The organism is Bacteroides faecium, from assembly GCF_012113595.1.
In the GTDB taxonomy this organism is placed as follows: domain Bacteria; phylum Bacteroidota; class Bacteroidia; order Bacteroidales; family Bacteroidaceae; genus Bacteroides; species Bacteroides faecium.
In genome coordinates, this window is record NZ_CP050831.1 from 4,943,812 (window position 1) to 4,961,319 (window position 17,508).

16 protein-coding genes are annotated in these 17,508 nt (G+C 41.3%); 6 read left to right on the top strand and 10 right to left on the bottom strand.

Annotated features, from left to right (window positions below; genetic code table 11):
• Positions 1 to 38: 38 nt before the first annotated feature.
• Both BacF7301_RS18260 and BacF7301_RS18265 read right to left on the bottom strand, forming a co-directional pair.
• On the bottom strand, positions 39 to 869 hold the full coding sequence (locus tag BacF7301_RS18260) for a zinc ribbon domain-containing protein (protein WP_167965034.1): 831 nt from the start codon (positions 867 to 869) through the stop codon (positions 39 to 41).
• 5 nt (positions 870 to 874) lie between these two features.
• A complete protein-coding gene (locus BacF7301_RS18265; RefSeq protein WP_167965035.1) occupies positions 875 to 1,969 on the bottom strand; it encodes a Nif3-like dinuclear metal center hexameric protein in 1,095 nt (364 codons plus the stop codon).
• Positions 1,970 to 2,077: 108 nt separating this feature from the next.
• Between BacF7301_RS18265 and BacF7301_RS18270 the strand changes: the two genes are divergently transcribed.
• On the top strand, positions 2,078 to 2,491 hold the full coding sequence (locus BacF7301_RS18270) for a DUF4891 domain-containing protein (RefSeq protein WP_167965037.1): 414 nt from the start codon (positions 2,078 to 2,080) through the stop codon (positions 2,489 to 2,491).
• A 283-nt stretch (positions 2,492 to 2,774) separates the two neighbouring features.
• Here the strand turns inward: BacF7301_RS18270 and BacF7301_RS18275 are convergent, their stop codons facing one another.
• The 3 genes from BacF7301_RS18275 to BacF7301_RS18285 are packed head-to-tail and all read right to left on the bottom strand — an operon-like array spanning position 2,775 to position 4,498.
• Positions 2,775 to 3,053: a hypothetical protein gene (locus BacF7301_RS18275; protein WP_167965039.1), complete on the bottom strand. Its 279-nt coding sequence runs from the start codon at positions 3,051 to 3,053 to the stop codon at positions 2,775 to 2,777.
• Positions 3,050 to 3,844, bottom strand: coding sequence for an ABC transporter permease (locus BacF7301_RS18280; protein WP_167965041.1), 795 nt, complete (start codon positions 3,842 to 3,844; stop codon positions 3,050 to 3,052). Before BacF7301_RS18280 ends, BacF7301_RS18275 begins: the two co-directional genes overlap by 4 nt.
• A gap of 33 nt (positions 3,845 to 3,877) precedes the next feature.
• A complete protein-coding gene (locus BacF7301_RS18285; protein WP_167965043.1) occupies positions 3,878 to 4,498 on the bottom strand; it encodes an ABC transporter ATP-binding protein in 621 nt (206 codons plus the stop codon).
• 261 nt (positions 4,499 to 4,759) lie between these two features.
• On the opposite strand from BacF7301_RS18285, the gene BacF7301_RS18290 reads away from it, so the two are divergent.
• From BacF7301_RS18290 to BacF7301_RS18305, 4 genes are all read left to right on the top strand, one after another.
• Positions 4,760 to 6,238 carry an LruC domain-containing protein gene (locus BacF7301_RS18290; protein ID WP_167965045.1) on the top strand — a complete coding sequence of 493 codons (1,479 nt, stop codon included), beginning with the start codon at positions 4,760 to 4,762 and terminating at the stop codon, positions 6,236 to 6,238.
• Positions 6,239 to 7,066: 828 nt separating this feature from the next.
• Positions 7,067 to 7,609, top strand: a complete 543-nt coding sequence (locus BacF7301_RS18295; protein WP_167965047.1) for a ferredoxin domain-containing protein — start codon at positions 7,067 to 7,069, stop codon at positions 7,607 to 7,609.
• Positions 7,610 to 7,670: 61 nt separating this feature from the next.
• Positions 7,671 to 8,786 carry an agmatine deiminase family protein gene (locus tag BacF7301_RS18300; protein ID WP_167965049.1) on the top strand — a complete coding sequence of 372 codons (1,116 nt, stop codon included), beginning with the start codon at positions 7,671 to 7,673 and terminating at the stop codon, positions 8,784 to 8,786.
• A gap of 28 nt (positions 8,787 to 8,814) precedes the next feature.
• Positions 8,815 to 9,699, top strand: coding sequence for a carbon-nitrogen hydrolase (locus BacF7301_RS18305; RefSeq protein WP_167965051.1), 885 nt, complete (start codon positions 8,815 to 8,817; stop codon positions 9,697 to 9,699).
• A 95-nt stretch (positions 9,700 to 9,794) separates the two neighbouring features.
• On the opposite strand, the gene BacF7301_RS18310 is transcribed toward BacF7301_RS18305, so the two are convergent.
• From BacF7301_RS18310 to BacF7301_RS18320, 3 genes are all read right to left on the bottom strand, one after another.
• On the bottom strand, positions 9,795 to 10,184 hold the full coding sequence (locus tag BacF7301_RS18310) for a GtrA family protein (RefSeq protein WP_167965053.1): 390 nt from the start codon (positions 10,182 to 10,184) through the stop codon (positions 9,795 to 9,797).
• Positions 10,181 to 11,944, bottom strand: coding sequence for an aspartate--tRNA ligase (gene aspS / locus BacF7301_RS18315; protein WP_167965055.1), 1,764 nt, complete (start codon positions 11,942 to 11,944; stop codon positions 10,181 to 10,183). The genes BacF7301_RS18310 and aspS overlap by 4 nt, the downstream gene beginning before the upstream one ends.
• A gap of 107 nt (positions 11,945 to 12,051) precedes the next feature.
• Positions 12,052 to 13,077: a diacylglycerol/lipid kinase family protein gene (locus BacF7301_RS18320; protein WP_167965057.1), complete on the bottom strand. Its 1,026-nt coding sequence runs from the start codon at positions 13,075 to 13,077 to the stop codon at positions 12,052 to 12,054.
• A 219-nt stretch (positions 13,078 to 13,296) separates the two neighbouring features.
• On the opposite strand from BacF7301_RS18320, the gene spt reads away from it, so the two are divergent.
• Complete coding sequence (gene spt, locus BacF7301_RS18325; protein WP_167965059.1) at positions 13,297 to 14,481, top strand: serine palmitoyltransferase; 1,185 nt, start codon at positions 13,297 to 13,299, stop codon at positions 14,479 to 14,481.
• Between the two features lie 89 nt (positions 14,482 to 14,570).
• Here spt and BacF7301_RS18330 read toward each other — a convergent pair whose 3' ends face one another.
• A complete protein-coding gene (locus BacF7301_RS18330; protein ID WP_167965061.1) occupies positions 14,571 to 14,942 on the bottom strand; it encodes a hypothetical protein in 372 nt (123 codons plus the stop codon).
• A gap of 141 nt (positions 14,943 to 15,083) precedes the next feature.
• Positions 15,084 to 17,495, bottom strand: a complete 2,412-nt coding sequence (locus BacF7301_RS18335) for an ABC transporter permease (RefSeq protein WP_167965063.1) — start codon at positions 17,493 to 17,495, stop codon at positions 15,084 to 15,086.
• Positions 17,496 to 17,508: the final 13 nt, after the last annotated feature.

Genomic DNA, 17,508 nt, shown 5'->3' on the forward strand with positions numbered 1-17,508 from the left:
ACGCGGAGCTTTGAAAAATATAGCAAAAATGCAAACTCTTATTCTGCTGTTTTTCTTCTGATTGCTCTTTTTGTTGTTGGTGCCGGAGCTTCCTCTACCTTGTGTTCGAGCTGTACACCAGCCAATTCCGGGTCAATCATGATACGTCCGCAATATTCGCAAACGATCACTTTTTTACGAGAACGGATATCCAACTGTCTCTGAGGCGGAATCTTGTTAAAGCAACCACCACACGCATCACGCTGTACGTACACGATACCCAAACCGTTGCGGGAGTTCTTACGGATACGTTTGAATGACTGCAACAGACGCGGCTCAATCTTAGTTTCCAAATCTTTGGCTTTGTCTCTCAATTTCTCTTCTTCCTGCTTGGTTTCAGAGATAATTTCGTCCAGTTCGCTCTTCTTCTGTTCGAGGTCTTTTTTTCTTTCGTTCAGAATCAGTTCGTTCTTCTCTACTTCAATCTCTTTTTCTTCTTTGTCTGCAGAGTATTCCTTGATTCTCTTCTCGCAAAGTTCGATTTCCAGTGTCTGGAACTCGATTTCTTTTGTCAGGAAGTCATATTCACGGTTGTTGCGGACATTGTCTTGTTGTGACTTATATTTTTCAACCGAAGCTTTAGCCGTTTCAATCTCTACCTTCTTGCCGGAAATAGCTGTTCTAAGTTCATCTACTTCAGCTTTAATCTTGTCGATACGAGTACTCAAACCGGCAATCTCATCTTCAAGGTCTTGTACTTCCAACGGAAGTTCACCTCTCAATGTCTTGATCTCGTCAATCTTAGACAACATAGTTTGCAGTTGGTACAGAGTCTTCACTTTCTGTTCCACCGTCAACTCATTCGGATCTTTTTTTGCTTCTCTAGCCATTTTACTTATAAATATTTTATGGGATTCGTATTTATTTTACTCAATTGGAGCGCAAAATTAGGAAATAAATCCCGGATTATAGAATAAAAAATTTCTTTTGTATATTGTTCGCTTTCGTAATGACCGATTTCCGCCATCAGAATATCACCTTCATGGCCGAAATAATCATGATACTTGATTTCTCCTGTAATAAAGACATCTGCACCCGTCCGGATTGCCTGCGGAAGCAGGAAAGCTCCGGCACCGCCACATAATGCCACTTTCTGTATTTCTCTGCCTGTCAATTTGTTATGACGGACACAACCTACTTCAAAGATTTTCTTGATGCGTTTCAAGAATTCGAGTTCCGTTTCCGGCTCATCCAGTTCACCTACAATTCCCGAACCTGCCTGTGGCCAGTCATTTTGCAACGGATATAAGTCAAATGCCGGTTCCTCATAGGGGTGGACAGACAATAATGCCTTAATAACTTCCGCCTTCTTATATATAGGAAGAATGGTTTCAATTCTCACCTCATCTTCACGGTGCAGTTCTCCAACAGTTCCGCAGAAAGGGTGTGCTCCTTCATTTGCCCGGAAAGTTCCCTCTCCTTTCAGATTATAACTGCATGAGTCATAGTTGCCTATGCTCCCGCATCCGGCGGCAAACAAAGCTTCGCGTACCACGTCTGCCTGTGCATTGGGAACAAAAGTCACCAACTTAACCAAACTATTCTCTTTCGGTTCGAGCACTTTCAAGTTCTTCAATCCTATTTTCCCGGCTATCTTATAGTTGACTCCACCCTGGGCATTATCGAGATTGGTATGTGCTGAATAGATTACAATATCATTCTTTATTGCTTTCAATATGCAGCGTTCCACATAATCCTTGCCTGTGATGGATTTATAACCTTTGAAAATGAGCGGATGATGCGATATAACGAGGTTGTACCCTAGCGCGATAGCTTCATCCAACACAGCTTCGGTAACGTCAAGACACAACAAAGCCCCTGTTGCTTCCGCTTCTGTCAATCCGATTTGCAGGCCGGCATTATCAAATCCGTCTTGCAATGGCAGAGGCGCGAATCGTTCAAGGGCGCTTACTATTTCCTTAATTTTCATTATTGGTAGAAAATTTGGTTGCAAAGATAAGAAAATAAAAGGGAACAACTGCTCATTGCCCCGCTTTTTTTAGTAATTTTGTTGCATATACTATAATAATTGAATACGATGAAAACAATTCTATCCTATTTTCTATTAGTCATTTTGACTGTTTCCTGTCAATTGAAGCCAAATGAGAACTCCGAAAAGTCAGTTGCTAAAGATTTGAGTAACGATGATACAGAAGAATGCGTTGCAGATACAGTAAAAGCTACCGCTATCTTTTGGATTGATAAAGCGGAAACGAAAAACTGCAAGGAATGGGGTTTTCGTACTGTTAAGGCAAAAGTTTTCATCTACGAAAACGGGAAGGTTGCCCTAAAGGCTTTCGTCAAAAAGCAATCGCCGGACGCGGAGAAGTATATACGTCACCATCTCTCTAAATTTCAAGTCTCAGAAAAAATGTTTGAAAACGGATATGTGCAACCGGGAGAACAGTTCGTTCAGCTTCGTTGCTTATATGAAAAACTCAAGGGGAAATAAGGGGAAAATTTGTTCATGCGGGAGTTGCTGGCGTTTCCCGCCATGGAAACTACAGTTTCCCTAGTAGGAAATTCCAGTATCCACAGTTGGAAACTCCAGTTTCCCACCGCGGAAACTGGAATTCTCAGCCTAGAAACAAGCGTTTTCGACGCAGGATACTGTGCCATCGGTATGTGTTGCAGATATCTTTATCTGCCACCTATCTGCAACGGTATCTGCAACGCTATAAACTTTTATATACCAGACCGTTATCTCTGTTTTGTTGCAGATGGCAGATACTTTTTTATTTCTCAAACTTTATAGAGGTTTTATTTTTCAAGGCATACCGTTCGTCGACTACTCTATCCGTAGGAAAAAAAGTAAAAACCAATCGCCACTCTCCTTCCCGATAGATGAATTTACGACCGTTCGCGCCTCGAAGAATTGCCTTATGCTTTTCCTGCAAAAAGGTTTCAATGCCTTGGGGCATCTCACTGCCCATCGCCGCAAATTCCACTGTAACAAAGAAATACGGTATGGATATTTCGGCAACTTTCTGGAATATATGGTCGGTTACTGTCATTTCTTAGTTTCTTTCGATACTTCCAGGAGCTTCCCATATGCATCAAATGATTTTCGCGAAGCCAATGAAATGGTTATCATCAACGATAGCATGGATGCAGCAAATGTGATTACCATTATCATCATCTGATATTTAATGGCAACGTTCGGAGTACTTCCGCCTAGAATCTGTCCAATCATTGTCCCCGGAAAGGCTACCAGTCCCATTACCGCAATATTAGCAATCAACGGGCTGAATGATTTAATAATCGCCTGCCGGATAAACGGAGCCTGAGCTTCCTGTCTGGTAGCCCCATTACCCAATAAATATCTATATAACTGTTGTTCGCGTTTCAATCTGCTATAATAAGTATTCAAGGCGATAACATTGCTCGAAAGCATATTCCCCATCAAAATACCGAATATCGGAATAAAGTACTGGGCACTGAAAATATTGTCCAATTGAAGAACGATGCCTATAAAATACAACCCCACCAACACGACACTGCAAAAAAATCCGACTGAAATCGGAATCAGCAAAATACTGCGTTTCAACTGCGTACGTACCAATGCGGTTTGTCCGGCTACGAATATCATAATAATCACCCAAAGGAAATTAATCCAGGGATTATTCCATAAAAAAAGATATTTCAAATACATGCCGATGAAAAACAGTTGGATAATCATCCGTACTGTACCGATCACAGCAGGTTTCAGTAATCCCGTCTTGAATTTCCATAGATAAAAGAACGGAATGGCAAGCAGAAGCAAGCCTATGGCTAAGTTATAATATGATATGTCAATCGTTCCCACGGTATATATTCTTACTGTTCTATTTGATTTGGATTATAGTTCTATTACATAATGACACCCCGATGCAAAATCCTTGTCGTGAGACACGGCAAGGACAGCCGCCCCTTTTTCCGCCTGTCGCCGGAAAAAAGAAAGCACTTTATCGGTCGATCCGGAATCCAAAGCAGAAGTCGGTTCATCTATGATAATGAGAGGTTTATCAAGCATAGCAGCCACTGCAAGCATGATGCGTTGCCGTTGTCCGCCCGAAACTTCATTCACTCTTTTTGTGTATAATTCATGTTCCAATCCCAATTCGTCAAAGCAAGCGAAAAGCCTTTCTTCCGAGAAAGGCACGGAGCGATTCACTTTCAAATCAAACGGCAGGGCAACCATTTCTTTCACCCATTCAAAAGGTAACGCTAATTCCTGCGGAATCCACGCAATCTGATGCCGGACGTTATCAATGGTAGATATATCAAGCAATGTTTCTCCTACTTGGATAGAGCCTTCTTTCAATGGGACAAAACCCATTATCGCATTTAGCAACGAAGTCTTTCCACAGCCGGATTGCCCCACGATGCAGGCTGTTTCTCCCCGTTCCAGTTTCAGGTTAAAACCGGAGAAGAGCACCTCTGTCCCGAATGCAATACAAGCGTTATTGATATGTAACATGATTCGTTTTCTTAATATTCCCGTCAAAAGTACACAAAAAATAAAACTTATAGATATTAGAGTGGGAAAATATAAAAAGGCAAGTATATACTCTATAAAATTCGAGTAACTAGCATCCAATAGATAAAAGTTGTATATTTTACGAGCGAAAGGCTTAAATTAGTTGTATATTTATTGCAAGACAGGTGAATATATCGTATATTTGCCAACGAAAACAAAATAAACATTGAATAATTCATTAACATTTAAAACATAAAAACAATGAAAAAGTATTGGTATATTATCAGTATGGCATTGGTTTTCGGGATGACAGCATGCTCCGAAAGTATAGTGGAAGAACCTGCGAATTCAGGCAATACCACTAATGGTAAAACTGAAGTATTGTCATATGTTTCGGTTTACGCAGATGAAAGCGCAACTCAGCCGCTTATAGAAAATGCTCCGTTGACAGCAGAAACTTCTACTCTTGGATTTCCTTTGGCTTATGGACTAAACGAAGTGTATGTAAATTACCCGACAAAAAGTGGTGTAAAAACTAAAAAGATGCCTGTTACAACGACGACGACAAGAGCATCTGATCCTGGAACTTATGAGTATTTTCAAGAAGGTCATAGATATGTCGAACTGATTATCACCAAACCGGAAGATGCTATACCAGCGTATGTAACAGAGCATAAAGATGAAAATGGAGTACCATTCACTGCTTATCATTCAAGCGGTGTAGTGATGTTCGAGGATACTTGGCCTAGTAAATCCAATACGGATGGCAAAGCCCAGGAAGGTGGATTGTTCTTTGGCGATTATAATGATTTGGTAGTAGATTACGATTTGGAAACGAATGTAAAAGGCAGCTTGGATGATATTAAGAATAATATCGAAAGCGTAGAAATGTGGAGAGATTTAAAAGTAACTCTGCACTTCCGCGCAAAAGGTGGCGCTTATGCACATACCTTCGGATTAAAGTTGGAGAATCTACTTAAAGAATTTGTCCGCGATGAAACACCCGCCATGTATTGGTCTATGAGTAATCATGAGAGCATCACAGAAAATGATGCAAAACAACCATTCCCCGTAGAAGTAAAATGGGACAGTGACAATCACCCGGTAATCTTAGTGAAAGAATTGAATAAGCTGAGAGACAAGGCATTTATGTCATCTTATGGTTTAAATGTTAGTACCTATGGAACAGGTACTGATAAACTTTTCTATAACACCGTCAATGACGCTGATTTGAATGCAGGCAAAGGACTATTCACGCTGACAGTGACTTTTAGAGAAAACCTGGAAGCTGATCATGATAAGGTAGTCAAGCATTTCCGCGATGCAGTGGCAGACACTCGTCAGCAGAATTTCTTCATCGTTACTACACAAGCAGGAAAAGAGTATGAAACTCATCTGGCCGGTTATAAGCCGACAGGTTTCTATACCACTTATAATGCTGATAAAAATGATAAAGCCGCAGGTGTAGCAGTAGAGAAAGACGCTTCAACAACATATCGTGCCGCAGACGGCAATGTATGGGGCTTTAAGACACCGGTGTTGACTCGCCATGCTACGGAGCAGCAAAGTTTTGCTACTGCATTTCCGAATTATGTGCAGTGGATAACTACCGGCAATGAAAACTATGCGTTGTGGTATCTGCTAGACAATGCTAATATGGCAGTTGATGAAGATAAGGATTTTACCCTTCCGGGCGGACAAACCAAGAAAGCATTGAAATATATTATTGAGGAATGGTAACTTGAAAGTTACTTCCGTATAAAACAATACAAGAACTTTCTTTCAAAAACGGTATAAATTGAACTGTGCACAGTTCAATTTATACCGTTTTTTTTAGTTGCACTTATCAAAAGTGCATGTATCTCAAATAATTTGATAAGTATTCTACAAATTAGAACTGGCTATAATTGTAAGAATAATCATGATGATAATAAGTACAGCGGTTACTACGATTAACATAATACCCGCCCATTTGTTGTTCTTTGGATTCGGCATAGCTGTGTTTGTTTATTAGTTTTCGCCGCAGATTCCCGAATCGAACGATTCATAATTAGAAAAGTATTTATTATTACAAAAGAAAAAGCGCGGGAATCTGTACCTGTTACTCGTCCCGCTTATCAAGGCCTTCGAACTGCCCGCAGTAATCTGAACGAGCAACGCAGAAGCCCACGCCGATATGTATAGGTCCAACACACCTTTCTACAAAAAGGCATGTTAAACGAATATAGACACATATCCCGTAGACACCTACTGTTGCTTTGTTTTGACTACTGCTCAAAGTGTTCGAAGTTTTGATAAGCCAAAGACAAAACGTCAAGTAAACGTCTTTCTTTATATAATAGTTTCCCGCTCCCCACCCAAAAAGGCATCGGCGTGGAAAACGCCACAAATATACAAAAAGTATAATTCTTATCGTTACTTACACTCTGTTTTTATAAAATTCTGGATAATAAAATAAGTTTTACGATGGATAGAGGGGTATATTTAGATTCCTATTTATTTCATCATTTAGTGCAGATTTAGCAATTTTCATTTATCTTTGCCTGACTAATTAATTCAAGAAAAGTTATGATACTGAACGAAAGAGACGCTCGCCATGAGCATATATTGCAGGTAGCACGTCAAATAATGACTGCCGCACGCACTGCTCCCAAAGGAAAAGGGATAGACATTATCGAAGTGGCTTTAATAACTGACGAAGAGATTAAGCAATTATCGGACACTATGATAGCAATGGTGGAAGAGCATGGAATGAAGTTCTTTCTGCGTGATGCCGACAACATACTAAGTGCCGAATGTGTTATATTAATAGGAACGCGCGAACAAATACAAGGATTAAATTGCGGTCACTGCGGGTTTGCAACTTGTGCCGGACGTGCAGAAGGTGTTCCCTGCGCACTGAATAGCATTGACGTAGGTATTGCAGTAGGCTCGGCTTGTGCCACAGCAGCCGATTTGCGCGTAGACACACGCGTGATGTTCTCCGCCGGACTGGCAGCACAACGCTTGAACTGGCTGAAAGACTGCAAAATGGTAATGGCGATTCCTGTCAGCGCATCTTCCAAAAATCCGTTCTTCGACCGGAAGCCGAAACAGGAAAATAAAGATTAATGCCGGTTGTCGGCGAATGAATAAACCGATTTATATAAATAACTAAATAGAATATAGTCTGATGGGAATTATGGTTGGACTGCCTAGCCCTAGTGGCTCGGAGAAAGATTTGCAATTGAACTTCGGCAAGAACATGACCGTACAAGTAGAAATGAGAGCTCCTCATTTGCCTGCCGAGTGGCATATGCAAAGCGGCATACAGTTGACATGGCCGCATGCCGGTACAGACTGGGCATATATGTTGGAAGAAGTACAAGAATGTTTCTTAAAGATAGCCAAAGAGATAGCGGAACGCGAGTTATTATTAATTGTCACTCCCGAACCTGAAGAAGTAAAGAAGCAGATAAGTGCTGTTGCCAACATGGATAACATCCGCTTTCTGAAATGCGCGACCAATGATACATGGGCACGCGACCACGGAGCTATCACCATGATAGATACGGGTAATCCCTCGCTACTTGATTTTACCTTCAACGGCTGGGGATTGAAATTTGCCGCTGAACTTGATAATAAAATCACTAAACAAGCCATAGAAGCCGAAGCTTTAAAAGGACAATACATAGATTGTCTTGACTTTGTTCTTGAAGGCGGCTCCATAGAAAGTGACGGAATGGGCACATTGCTTACCACTTCCGAATGTCTGCTTTCGCCCAAACGGAATGGAAAGCTGAACCAGGTAGAGATAGAAGAATATCTGAAATCGACTTTCCATCTGCAAAAGGTGCTTTGGCTGGACTATGGTTATCTCGCAGGGGATGATACAGACAGCCATATTGACACTTTAGCGCGCTTCTGTTCCACTGGCACCATTGCTTATGTGAAGTGCACGGACGAAGCAGACGAACATTACGAAGCACTGCTTGCCATGGAAGAACAATTGAAAACGTTCCGTACATTGGCAGGAGAGCCATACCGATTATTGGCTTTACCCATGGCGGATAAGATAGAAGAAGACGGCGAGCGTCTGCCTGCCACATATGCCAATTTCCTGATTCTGAATGAAGCAGTCCTTTACCCGACTTATAACCAGCCGGAGAATGACAGGAAAGCCGGAGAAGTATTGCAACAAGCTTTTCCAAAGCATCAAATAATCGGAATAGATTGTCGTGCCTTAATCAAACAGCATGGTTCTTTGCACTGCGTTACCATGCAATATCCGATGGGAGTTCTAAAATAATTTGGTATATTAAAATAAAATAGTCATCATGAGAAAGATAAAAGTCGGACTTATCCAGCAATCCAACACTTCTGATATTCGGGTAAACCTGATGAATCTGGCAAAAAGCATTGAAGCGTGTGCCGCACATGGCGCGCAACTGATTGTGCTTCAAGAACTGCACAACTCGCTTTATTTCTGCCAGACTGAAAACACGAACTTGTTCGATCTTGCCGAACCTATCCCCGGCCCCTCCACCGGATTCTATTCTGAACTGGCGGCAGCCAATAAAGTAGTTCTTGTAGCTTCTCTTTTCGAGAAGCGTGCGCCGGGACTTTATCATAATACTGCTGTTGTTTTCGACCGTGATGGAAGTATTGCCGGTAAATACCGGAAGATGCATATTCCTGATGATCCTGCTTATTATGAGAAGTTCTATTTTACTCCCGGAGATATAGGCTTCGAGCCTATTCAGACCTCTTTAGGAAAACTGGGCGTATTGGTATGCTGGGATCAATGGTATCCGGAAGCTGCCCGCTTAATGGCATTAAAAGGTGCGGAACTATTAATCTACCCTACTGCCATCGGTTGGGAAAGCAGCGACACGGACGATGAAAAAGCACGTCAGCTCAATGCCTGGATTATCTCACAACGTGCCCATGCTGTCGCAAACGGACTTCCAGTTATCTCAGTCAACCGTGTAGGACACGAACCTGACCCGTCAGGACAAACCAATGGTATTTTATTCTGGGGAAATAGTTTCGTAGCAGGACCACAAGGAGAATTCCTGGCGCAGGCGGGAAACAACCGACCGGAAAATATAGTAGTGGAAATTGATATGGAACGCTCGGAAAACGTACGCCGCTGGTGGCCATTCTTGCGCGACCGTCGCATTGACGAATACGAAGGACTGACCAAACGCTTTTTAGATTAGACTAGAAAGCACGCGGATATAAACAACAGAAAGGGCACAGAGTAAACTATAAATTTAAACTCTGTGCCCTTTCTATATACTTTATATATTCTTTCTTATTGAAATGTCAGTTTCTTATTAGCCAGGAAATTGGCGCCTCCATAGATAAATAAACCCAAGAATTGCGCTAAATATTCATTTACATCTAATCCTTCCACTAATAAAATAAGAAATAAGAATTGTGCTGTATATGCCAATCCGAAAGCAGAACAAAAGAGCAGTATCTGTTTCCAGAGACTGTTCTTTTTATTTTCTACAGGGAATATCCAATATTTGCACCAGATAAAGTTATGAATCTGAGCTATCAGGTACGCTGTTATATTAGCCACCATATAGTCACCGTCAAATGATATTTCTCTCATCATCAACCATACAACCAATGCCATAATGATGGCATTCATCGTACCGATTACTATAAAACGGAATATGCGTACAGATTCTTTCACTCGCCTTCTTTGATATCAACAATCAGATTAAGTTCGTCAAGTTGAGTCTGGTCAATTGCAGATGGCGCATCCAACATCACGTCACGACCGGAGTTGTTCTTCGGGAATGCGATACAGTCGCGGATAGAATCCAAACCGGCGAACAAAGATACCCAACGGTCAAGCCCGTATGCCAAACCACCGTGAGGCGGCGCACCATACTTAAATGCATTCATCAGGAATCCGAACTGTGCCTCTGCCTTTTCAGGAGTAAATCCTAAAATCTCGAACATCTTCGCCTGCAACTGTGCATCGTGGATACGGATAGAACCGCCACCTACTTCAACACCGTTGACAACCATATCGTAAGCGTCGGCACGTACCGCTGCCGGATCAGTATCCAACATTGGAATATCTTCTTCTTTCGGGTGCGTGAACGGATGGTGCATAGCCATCAGACGACCTTCTTCTTCGCTCCATTCAAACATCGGGAAGTCGATAACCCAAAGGCAAACGAACTTATTCTTGTCACGCAAACCTAGTTGAGAACCCATTTCCAAACGGAGTTCACAAAGCTGCTTACGTGTTTTCATCACATCGTCACCAGACAAAATAAGAATCAAGTCACCCGGTTTAGCACCAAATGCTTCCTTCATTTGCTGAAGAACTTCCTGTGTATAGAATTTATCTACACTTGATTTTACTGTACCGTCTGCTTCCACGCGGGCATAGACCATGCCTTTGGCGCCAATCTGAGGTTTCTTCACGAACTCGGTCAGTGCGTCCAGTTGCTTACGGGTATAAGTTGCAGCGCCTTCTACGCAGATACCACCCACATAAGCGGCGTTATCAAATACTGAGAATCCGTGACCTTTCATTATATCCATCAACTCCACGAATTTCATATCGAAACGCAAGTCCGGCTTATCGCTACCATAATATTTCATAGCATCAGCCCAAGCCATCCGCTGGAACGGTTCGGTCAGTTCTACACCGCGAAGAGTCTTGAACAGATGTTTAGCCATCCCTTCGAAGGTGGTGATAATATCTTCCTGTTCTACGAAACTCATTTCACAGTCAATCTGTGTAAATTCCGGCTGACGGTCGGCACGCAAGTCCTCGTCACGGAAGCATTTGGCAATTTGGAAATAACGGTCGAAACCGGAAACCATCAATAATTGCTTCAATGTTTGCGGGGATTGCGGGAGTGCATAGAACTGTCCCGGATTCATACGTGAAGGAACAACAAAGTCGCGTGCACCTTCCGGAGTAGAGCCGATCAGAACCGGTGTTTCTACTTCGATAAAACCAAGGCTATCGAGATATTTGCGCACTTCGATTGTCATTTTGTGACGCAGTTCCAAGTTAGAACGAACAGCATTACGACGCAAGTCCAGGTAGCGGTATTTCATACGAATATCGTCACCACCATCTGTATTGTCTTCAATGGTGAACGGCGGAGTCATGGCGGTGTTCAGTACGTTCAATTCGGAAACAATGATTTCAATGTCTCCGGTAGGAATGTTAGCGTTCTTACTGAAACGTTCGCTCACTGTTCCTGTGATTTGAATGACAAACTCACGTCCCAATTTATTGGCACGTTCACAAAGTTCTGCATTGATTTCTTCGTTAAAAACTAATTGAGTTATTCCGTAACGGTCGCGAAGGTCAACGAAGGTCATCCCTCCCATTTTACGACTACGCTGTACCCATCCGGACAGCGTTACTTGCTTATTTGCATCAGAGATTCTCAGTTCTCCACATGTGTGTGTTCTGAACATATTTTTTTTATTTAAACGATTATCACTCGCGTTTTCATTTTGACTGAACCAAAACTCCGCAAAAATACGCAATAATTTGTAATCCGTGATAGTTATCCGTAATTTTATCAGACTTTCTTAGTCAGCTTTTTCAGTATTTTCTTGTTTCTGTCTGTTATATTGTCAACGATGGCTTCGTTCATCAATTTAATACCATTCATATACTCCTGTGCTCTCTGAAGTACGTTTGCAGCATCTTTCTCCGCCGCACGCGGTACTACGACCCGAAGCCCTCTTTGAATTAATTCAATATTTACATGAGCATCTGTCTCCATAGGGTCACCATCGAAATGCACAACACCCGGAGTAGCCCGGCGAATGCACAATTGCTTGCAGCGGAAAGTCTTGATACGGCTATTCTGATCAATAGTTTTATTAAATAACTGAAAAGCAAGGGAAGGCACATCCAACACAGTGAATGGTTCTAATATGGTGACGTCCAGCAAACCGTCTGTCAATGTGGCTTGTGGGGCAATATAGGCATTATTTCCGTATTGTGATGCGTTTCCGCAGGCAATGAGGAAGGCTTTATACTTGGATACTCCGTTTTCAGTCTCCAGTTCGTAGGTTTCCGGCTGATATTTAAGACTTTCCTGCAGTGTTTTTTCCAGGTAAGTCAACAATCCGCGTTTACCGGCATGCGCAAACTTCAGACTAACAAAAGCATCAAATCCCACTCCGCAGGTGCAGAAGAAATCTGTTCCGTTGATCTTACCATAATCTATTATATCCATGCATCCCTCATTAAGCACTTCCAGTGCTTTTTTCGGTTCCATAGGTATATGCAGATGCCGCGCCAGCCCATTGCCCGACCCACAAGGGATAATTCCCAAAGCGGTATCAGTATGTACCAGCGAACGAGCTATTTCGTTGATTGTCCCGTCTCCACCGATAGCTACTACTACGTCCGTTTTTTCTTCCGCAGCTTTGGCAGCTATCTCTACTGCATGACCGGCTCTCTCCGTATATACTACTTCCCAAGAGTATTTCGTCTTGTCTATTTTCTCATCCAGCAAGCTAAGAATCAATTCTTTACTTTGTGTCCCTGAAATAGGATTGACGACGAATTTTATTTTTCTCATACTTTCGTTCATGCTATTCTTGTCGATTGTAGACGACAAAAGTAATATAAATATCTTAAATTTTAATCTATTAGAGGTTTCTAATCTTAAGCTAGCAACTTTTTTCTCTTAAAAAGAACAGATGAAAGCAAAATTTGTTATCTTTGCCCCCTGTTTTAAACACTTGTTAAGATAAAAGGATATTAGACCGTCAGCGAACGGTCTGAGTATGAGTATAATAAATTATAATTCATGGGATTATTACAAGAGAAGTTAGCTAAGTACGACCTGCCACAAAAGTTTATGGCACAAGGCGTTTACCCATATTTCCGTGAGATAGAAGGAAAACAGGGTACAGAGGTAGAAATGGGCGGACACGAAGTGTTGATGTTCGGTTCCAATGCATACACTGGCCTTACAGGAGATGAAAGAGTTATTGAAGCTGGTGTTCAAGCCATGCATAAATATGGTTCCGGATGCGCAGGGTCGCGTTTCTTGAATGGTACGCTTGACCTGCATGTTCAACTGGAAAAAGAATTAGCTGCTTTCGTTGGTAAAGATGAAGCTCTCTGTTTCTCTACCGGTTTTACAGTAAACTCCGGCGTTATCCCTGCTCTGACAGACCGCAATGATTATATTATCTGTGACGACCGCGACCACGCATCTATCGTAGATGGTCGTCGTCTCTCCTTCTCCCAGCAATTAAAATACAAGCACAACGACATGGCTGATCTGGAAAAGCAACTTCAAAAGTGCAACCCGGATTCAGTAAAGCTAATCATTGTGGACGGTGTGTTCTCTATGGAAGGCGACTTGGCAAACTTGCCCGAAATCGTACGCTTGAAACATAAATACAATGCTACTATCATGGTAGACGAAGCTCATGGTTTGGGTGTATTCGGAAAACAAGGACGCGGTGTTTGTGACCATTTCGGTTTGACTCATGAGGTTGACTTGATTATGGGTACTTTCAGCAAGTCTTTGGCTTCTATCGGTGGTTTTATTGCTGCAGATTCTTCAATCATCAACTGGCTGCGTCACAATGCGCGTACTTATATATTCAGTGCATCCAATACTCCGGCTGCTACTGCATCCGCTTTGGAAGCTCTCCATATCATCCAGAACGAACCGGAAAGACTTGAAGCATTATGGGAAGCTACCAACTATGCGTTGAAGCGTTTCCGTGAGGCTGGCTTTGAAATCGGTGCTACCGAATCGCCTATCATCCCTCTTTATGTACGTGATACGGAAAAGACTTTCATGGTTACGAAACTGGCTTTTGATGAAGGTGTATTCATTAATCCGGTGATTCCGCCGGCATGTGCTCCACAAGATACGTTGGTACGTGTGGCATTAATGGCTACTCATACAAAAGAACAAATTGATAGTGCTGTAGAAAAGTTGGTTAAAGCATTCAAGGCTTTGGACATCTTATAGAAGATACACACTGCAATAAAATAAGTAAAGCTACTCTCCCATTCTGTATTTTGGGCGAGTAGCTTTTCTTTTATAATCTGTCTGTCTCCTTATTTATAACGATTTCCTTTTCCTATCACAGTTACCTTTTGGGCGGTAGGGATATTGCTGGTTCCCGGCTCTTCTTCCTCTTCTATATAATCGACTTTCACTGTATCACCCAACTCAAAGTTGCCCACTTCGCTAGGCTCCTGATCCATCGTACTGATAAAAATAGTATCTCCTTTTGAGGTGACCAGCATAAAGTTATGCATTGAAGCATCTCCTACCACTCCTGTCAATGTTTTCACCTCTTCGGTCGGAGCAGCAATAACTGGGCTGTCAGCTTCCATTTCCTGTTCTGTATTCTGCTTATTCCTCGATTGGCACGCACTAAAACCAATCACGACAGCCAACAATAAAAAAACTTTCATTCTATTCATATACATTCTCTTATTTGAAATAAAGTTGGAATAGTGCAAAGATAATTTTTTCAATTGTCTTTTAAAGTAAAAACGGTGAAATCATTGCATTAATTCATAGTATTAAGGAATACTTATACTTCTATATGAGGTTGCCATCATTTACTCATTTTTCATTATCAATGCCGGATTAATACGAACGGCTTTACGAACCTGCCATAATAATGTTCCCAATGACACAACCAATGTCAGTATAAAGCCTGCCACGAAAAGCTCTATGCTTATAGGAGCTTTCACTGCAAAATCTTTAGTATAGTCATCAATAATATAATAGACTAAAGGTATCGCGACCGCAAATGCCGCTCCCAAGATATAAAGATACTTCTTTACTAATAACATAGTGATTTGCCTGCCAGTAGCACCATTCACTTTACGTAACGCAATCTCCCGATATCGTTGACGAATATCATATAATGACAATCCGAACAGTCCGAGACAGGAAACACAGATTGCCAATCCGGCAAAGGTTACATAGATACGGGTAGTTCTTTTGTCTTCATCATACAACTTTTTAACTTCATCTTCCACAAACGAGTAATCAAATTCTCCCTGCCCCAGCACTTCACTATGCAACTCTTTCAGAAAATCAATTGCTTCTTTACGCTTCCCTTCTACTATTGTCGCTATCAATGGATTGGTCGGATTATCTCCTTTATCATATAATATAGCCAAAGGAGCATCTCCTTTCGCCAAATGTCCCGTCCGAAAGTCCTCTATCACTCCTACCACCTCGAAAGGCGGATTTTCCCCTTCATTTATCCCCATACTCCACCATAAGCGTGATTCCGGCTGTAATAAAGCCTCCTTTATATTCTTTATCTGAAATAGCTTCATAGCTGTTTCATTGATAATCATTTTATACTGGGCAAACCGATCCTTGTCATTCCACTCCCTTCCCTCTTTCAGTTTCAACCCAAACATATCCATATACTCTTTATCAGCATTCATAAGGGCAACTTTGTGTTTTTCACCGTTAGCTGCTTCCATATTAATCTGAGGTTCTAAATTTATAGGTATTTCACCATAGCTCCAAGTAATGAACAAAGGACACGCATCCATTTTCTGTTTAATGACTTGTTCTTTATGTTGTTCCAAATCGCGTTCTTTCTGCCACTCTTCATCACTTGTATATCTTTTGTTCTGTGTCTCGTGTGACAGGAACTGACAGGATATAATATCCTTTACCCGATAGCCCAAATCAGCATGAAGCATCGTATATAGCTGGCGTACAAAATACAATGAAACCACAATCAAACAGAAAGTGATGATATACTGAACGAATAGAAAAAACGTACGGGATACAATGGAATGTCCTCCAACATTGACCGAACGCAACGATGTAATCGGTGAAGAGTAATTGTACCTTAGAAAAGGATAGATAGATGTGACTAACGGCAATCCGAACAATAAAATAAAGGACAGTAATAAATCAAATTTTATATCCGGTTTCACAGGAATTGAATATACAGTTGCAAATAGCCCGGCTGTAGCCTCTATCAACATCCATATAATCAGCATCGAAGTAGCGACCATGCACAGATTCTCCACATATATTTGGGAAAATATCTGGAAGCCACTAGCACCATACACTTTTTTAACCCCAAATTCACGTGCCCGCTTCAGTATAATAACCGTGTAGATATTGATAAAATTGAAGATTCCGACCAGTAACAGCATACATGCCACAACAGACAGAACAATAATATGCTCCTTATTACCTCTCAAGAAAAAACCGGATACAGAACTTACAACTTTATTAAAATATAACTCTTTCAAAGGAAAAAGTCTGAATTGTATAGGTGAATGACTAAAACAGATCAACGATTGTGGTTTAGAAATCTTCTCATTAAATTTGTTCAACTCTGTGCCTTTAACTAAACGTGCTATACAAAATCCCATTCGGCTCCAATCCATATATTTCCCCTGATTCACAGGAGTTATCAAGTCGAATTGCAAAGAGGATTTAGTATCCGGTTCATCTACAATTCCCCGTATGGTAAGTGTATAGCCTGCGGAAGAAACAAGTTGCTTCCCAAGCGGATTCTCATCCTTGAAAAGATGCTTTGCATATTTTCGGGTAATGATTGCATCATCCGGACGCTGGATAGCCTTGATACCAGAAATAACAGGATAGTCCATTATTTGTAAAAACAAACTATCCGTCACTAAAACATTGGCCTGAAAACGATGCTTATCAACTATGATATAATCATCTTTAAAAGAAATGCAATACGAATACTTTTCTATTTCCGGATTCTTCATCGGATCTATAAAATTAGGATCATTATTCCTGTCTGTATTATCAATTATTGAAATATGACCGTTACTCCTTTGAGCCGTCAATATATATAATTGATCCAAGTCTTTACAGAAATGGTCAACAGTCACTTCCTGATGGATATAGCGCACAATTATTAACGTTGCCGCCACACTAATGGCAAGTCCTACAATATTGATTAGCGTATAAATTCTGAAACGAAACAGAGCCTTGATAACTGATAGCTGGTTCTTCATATTGCTTTTTATT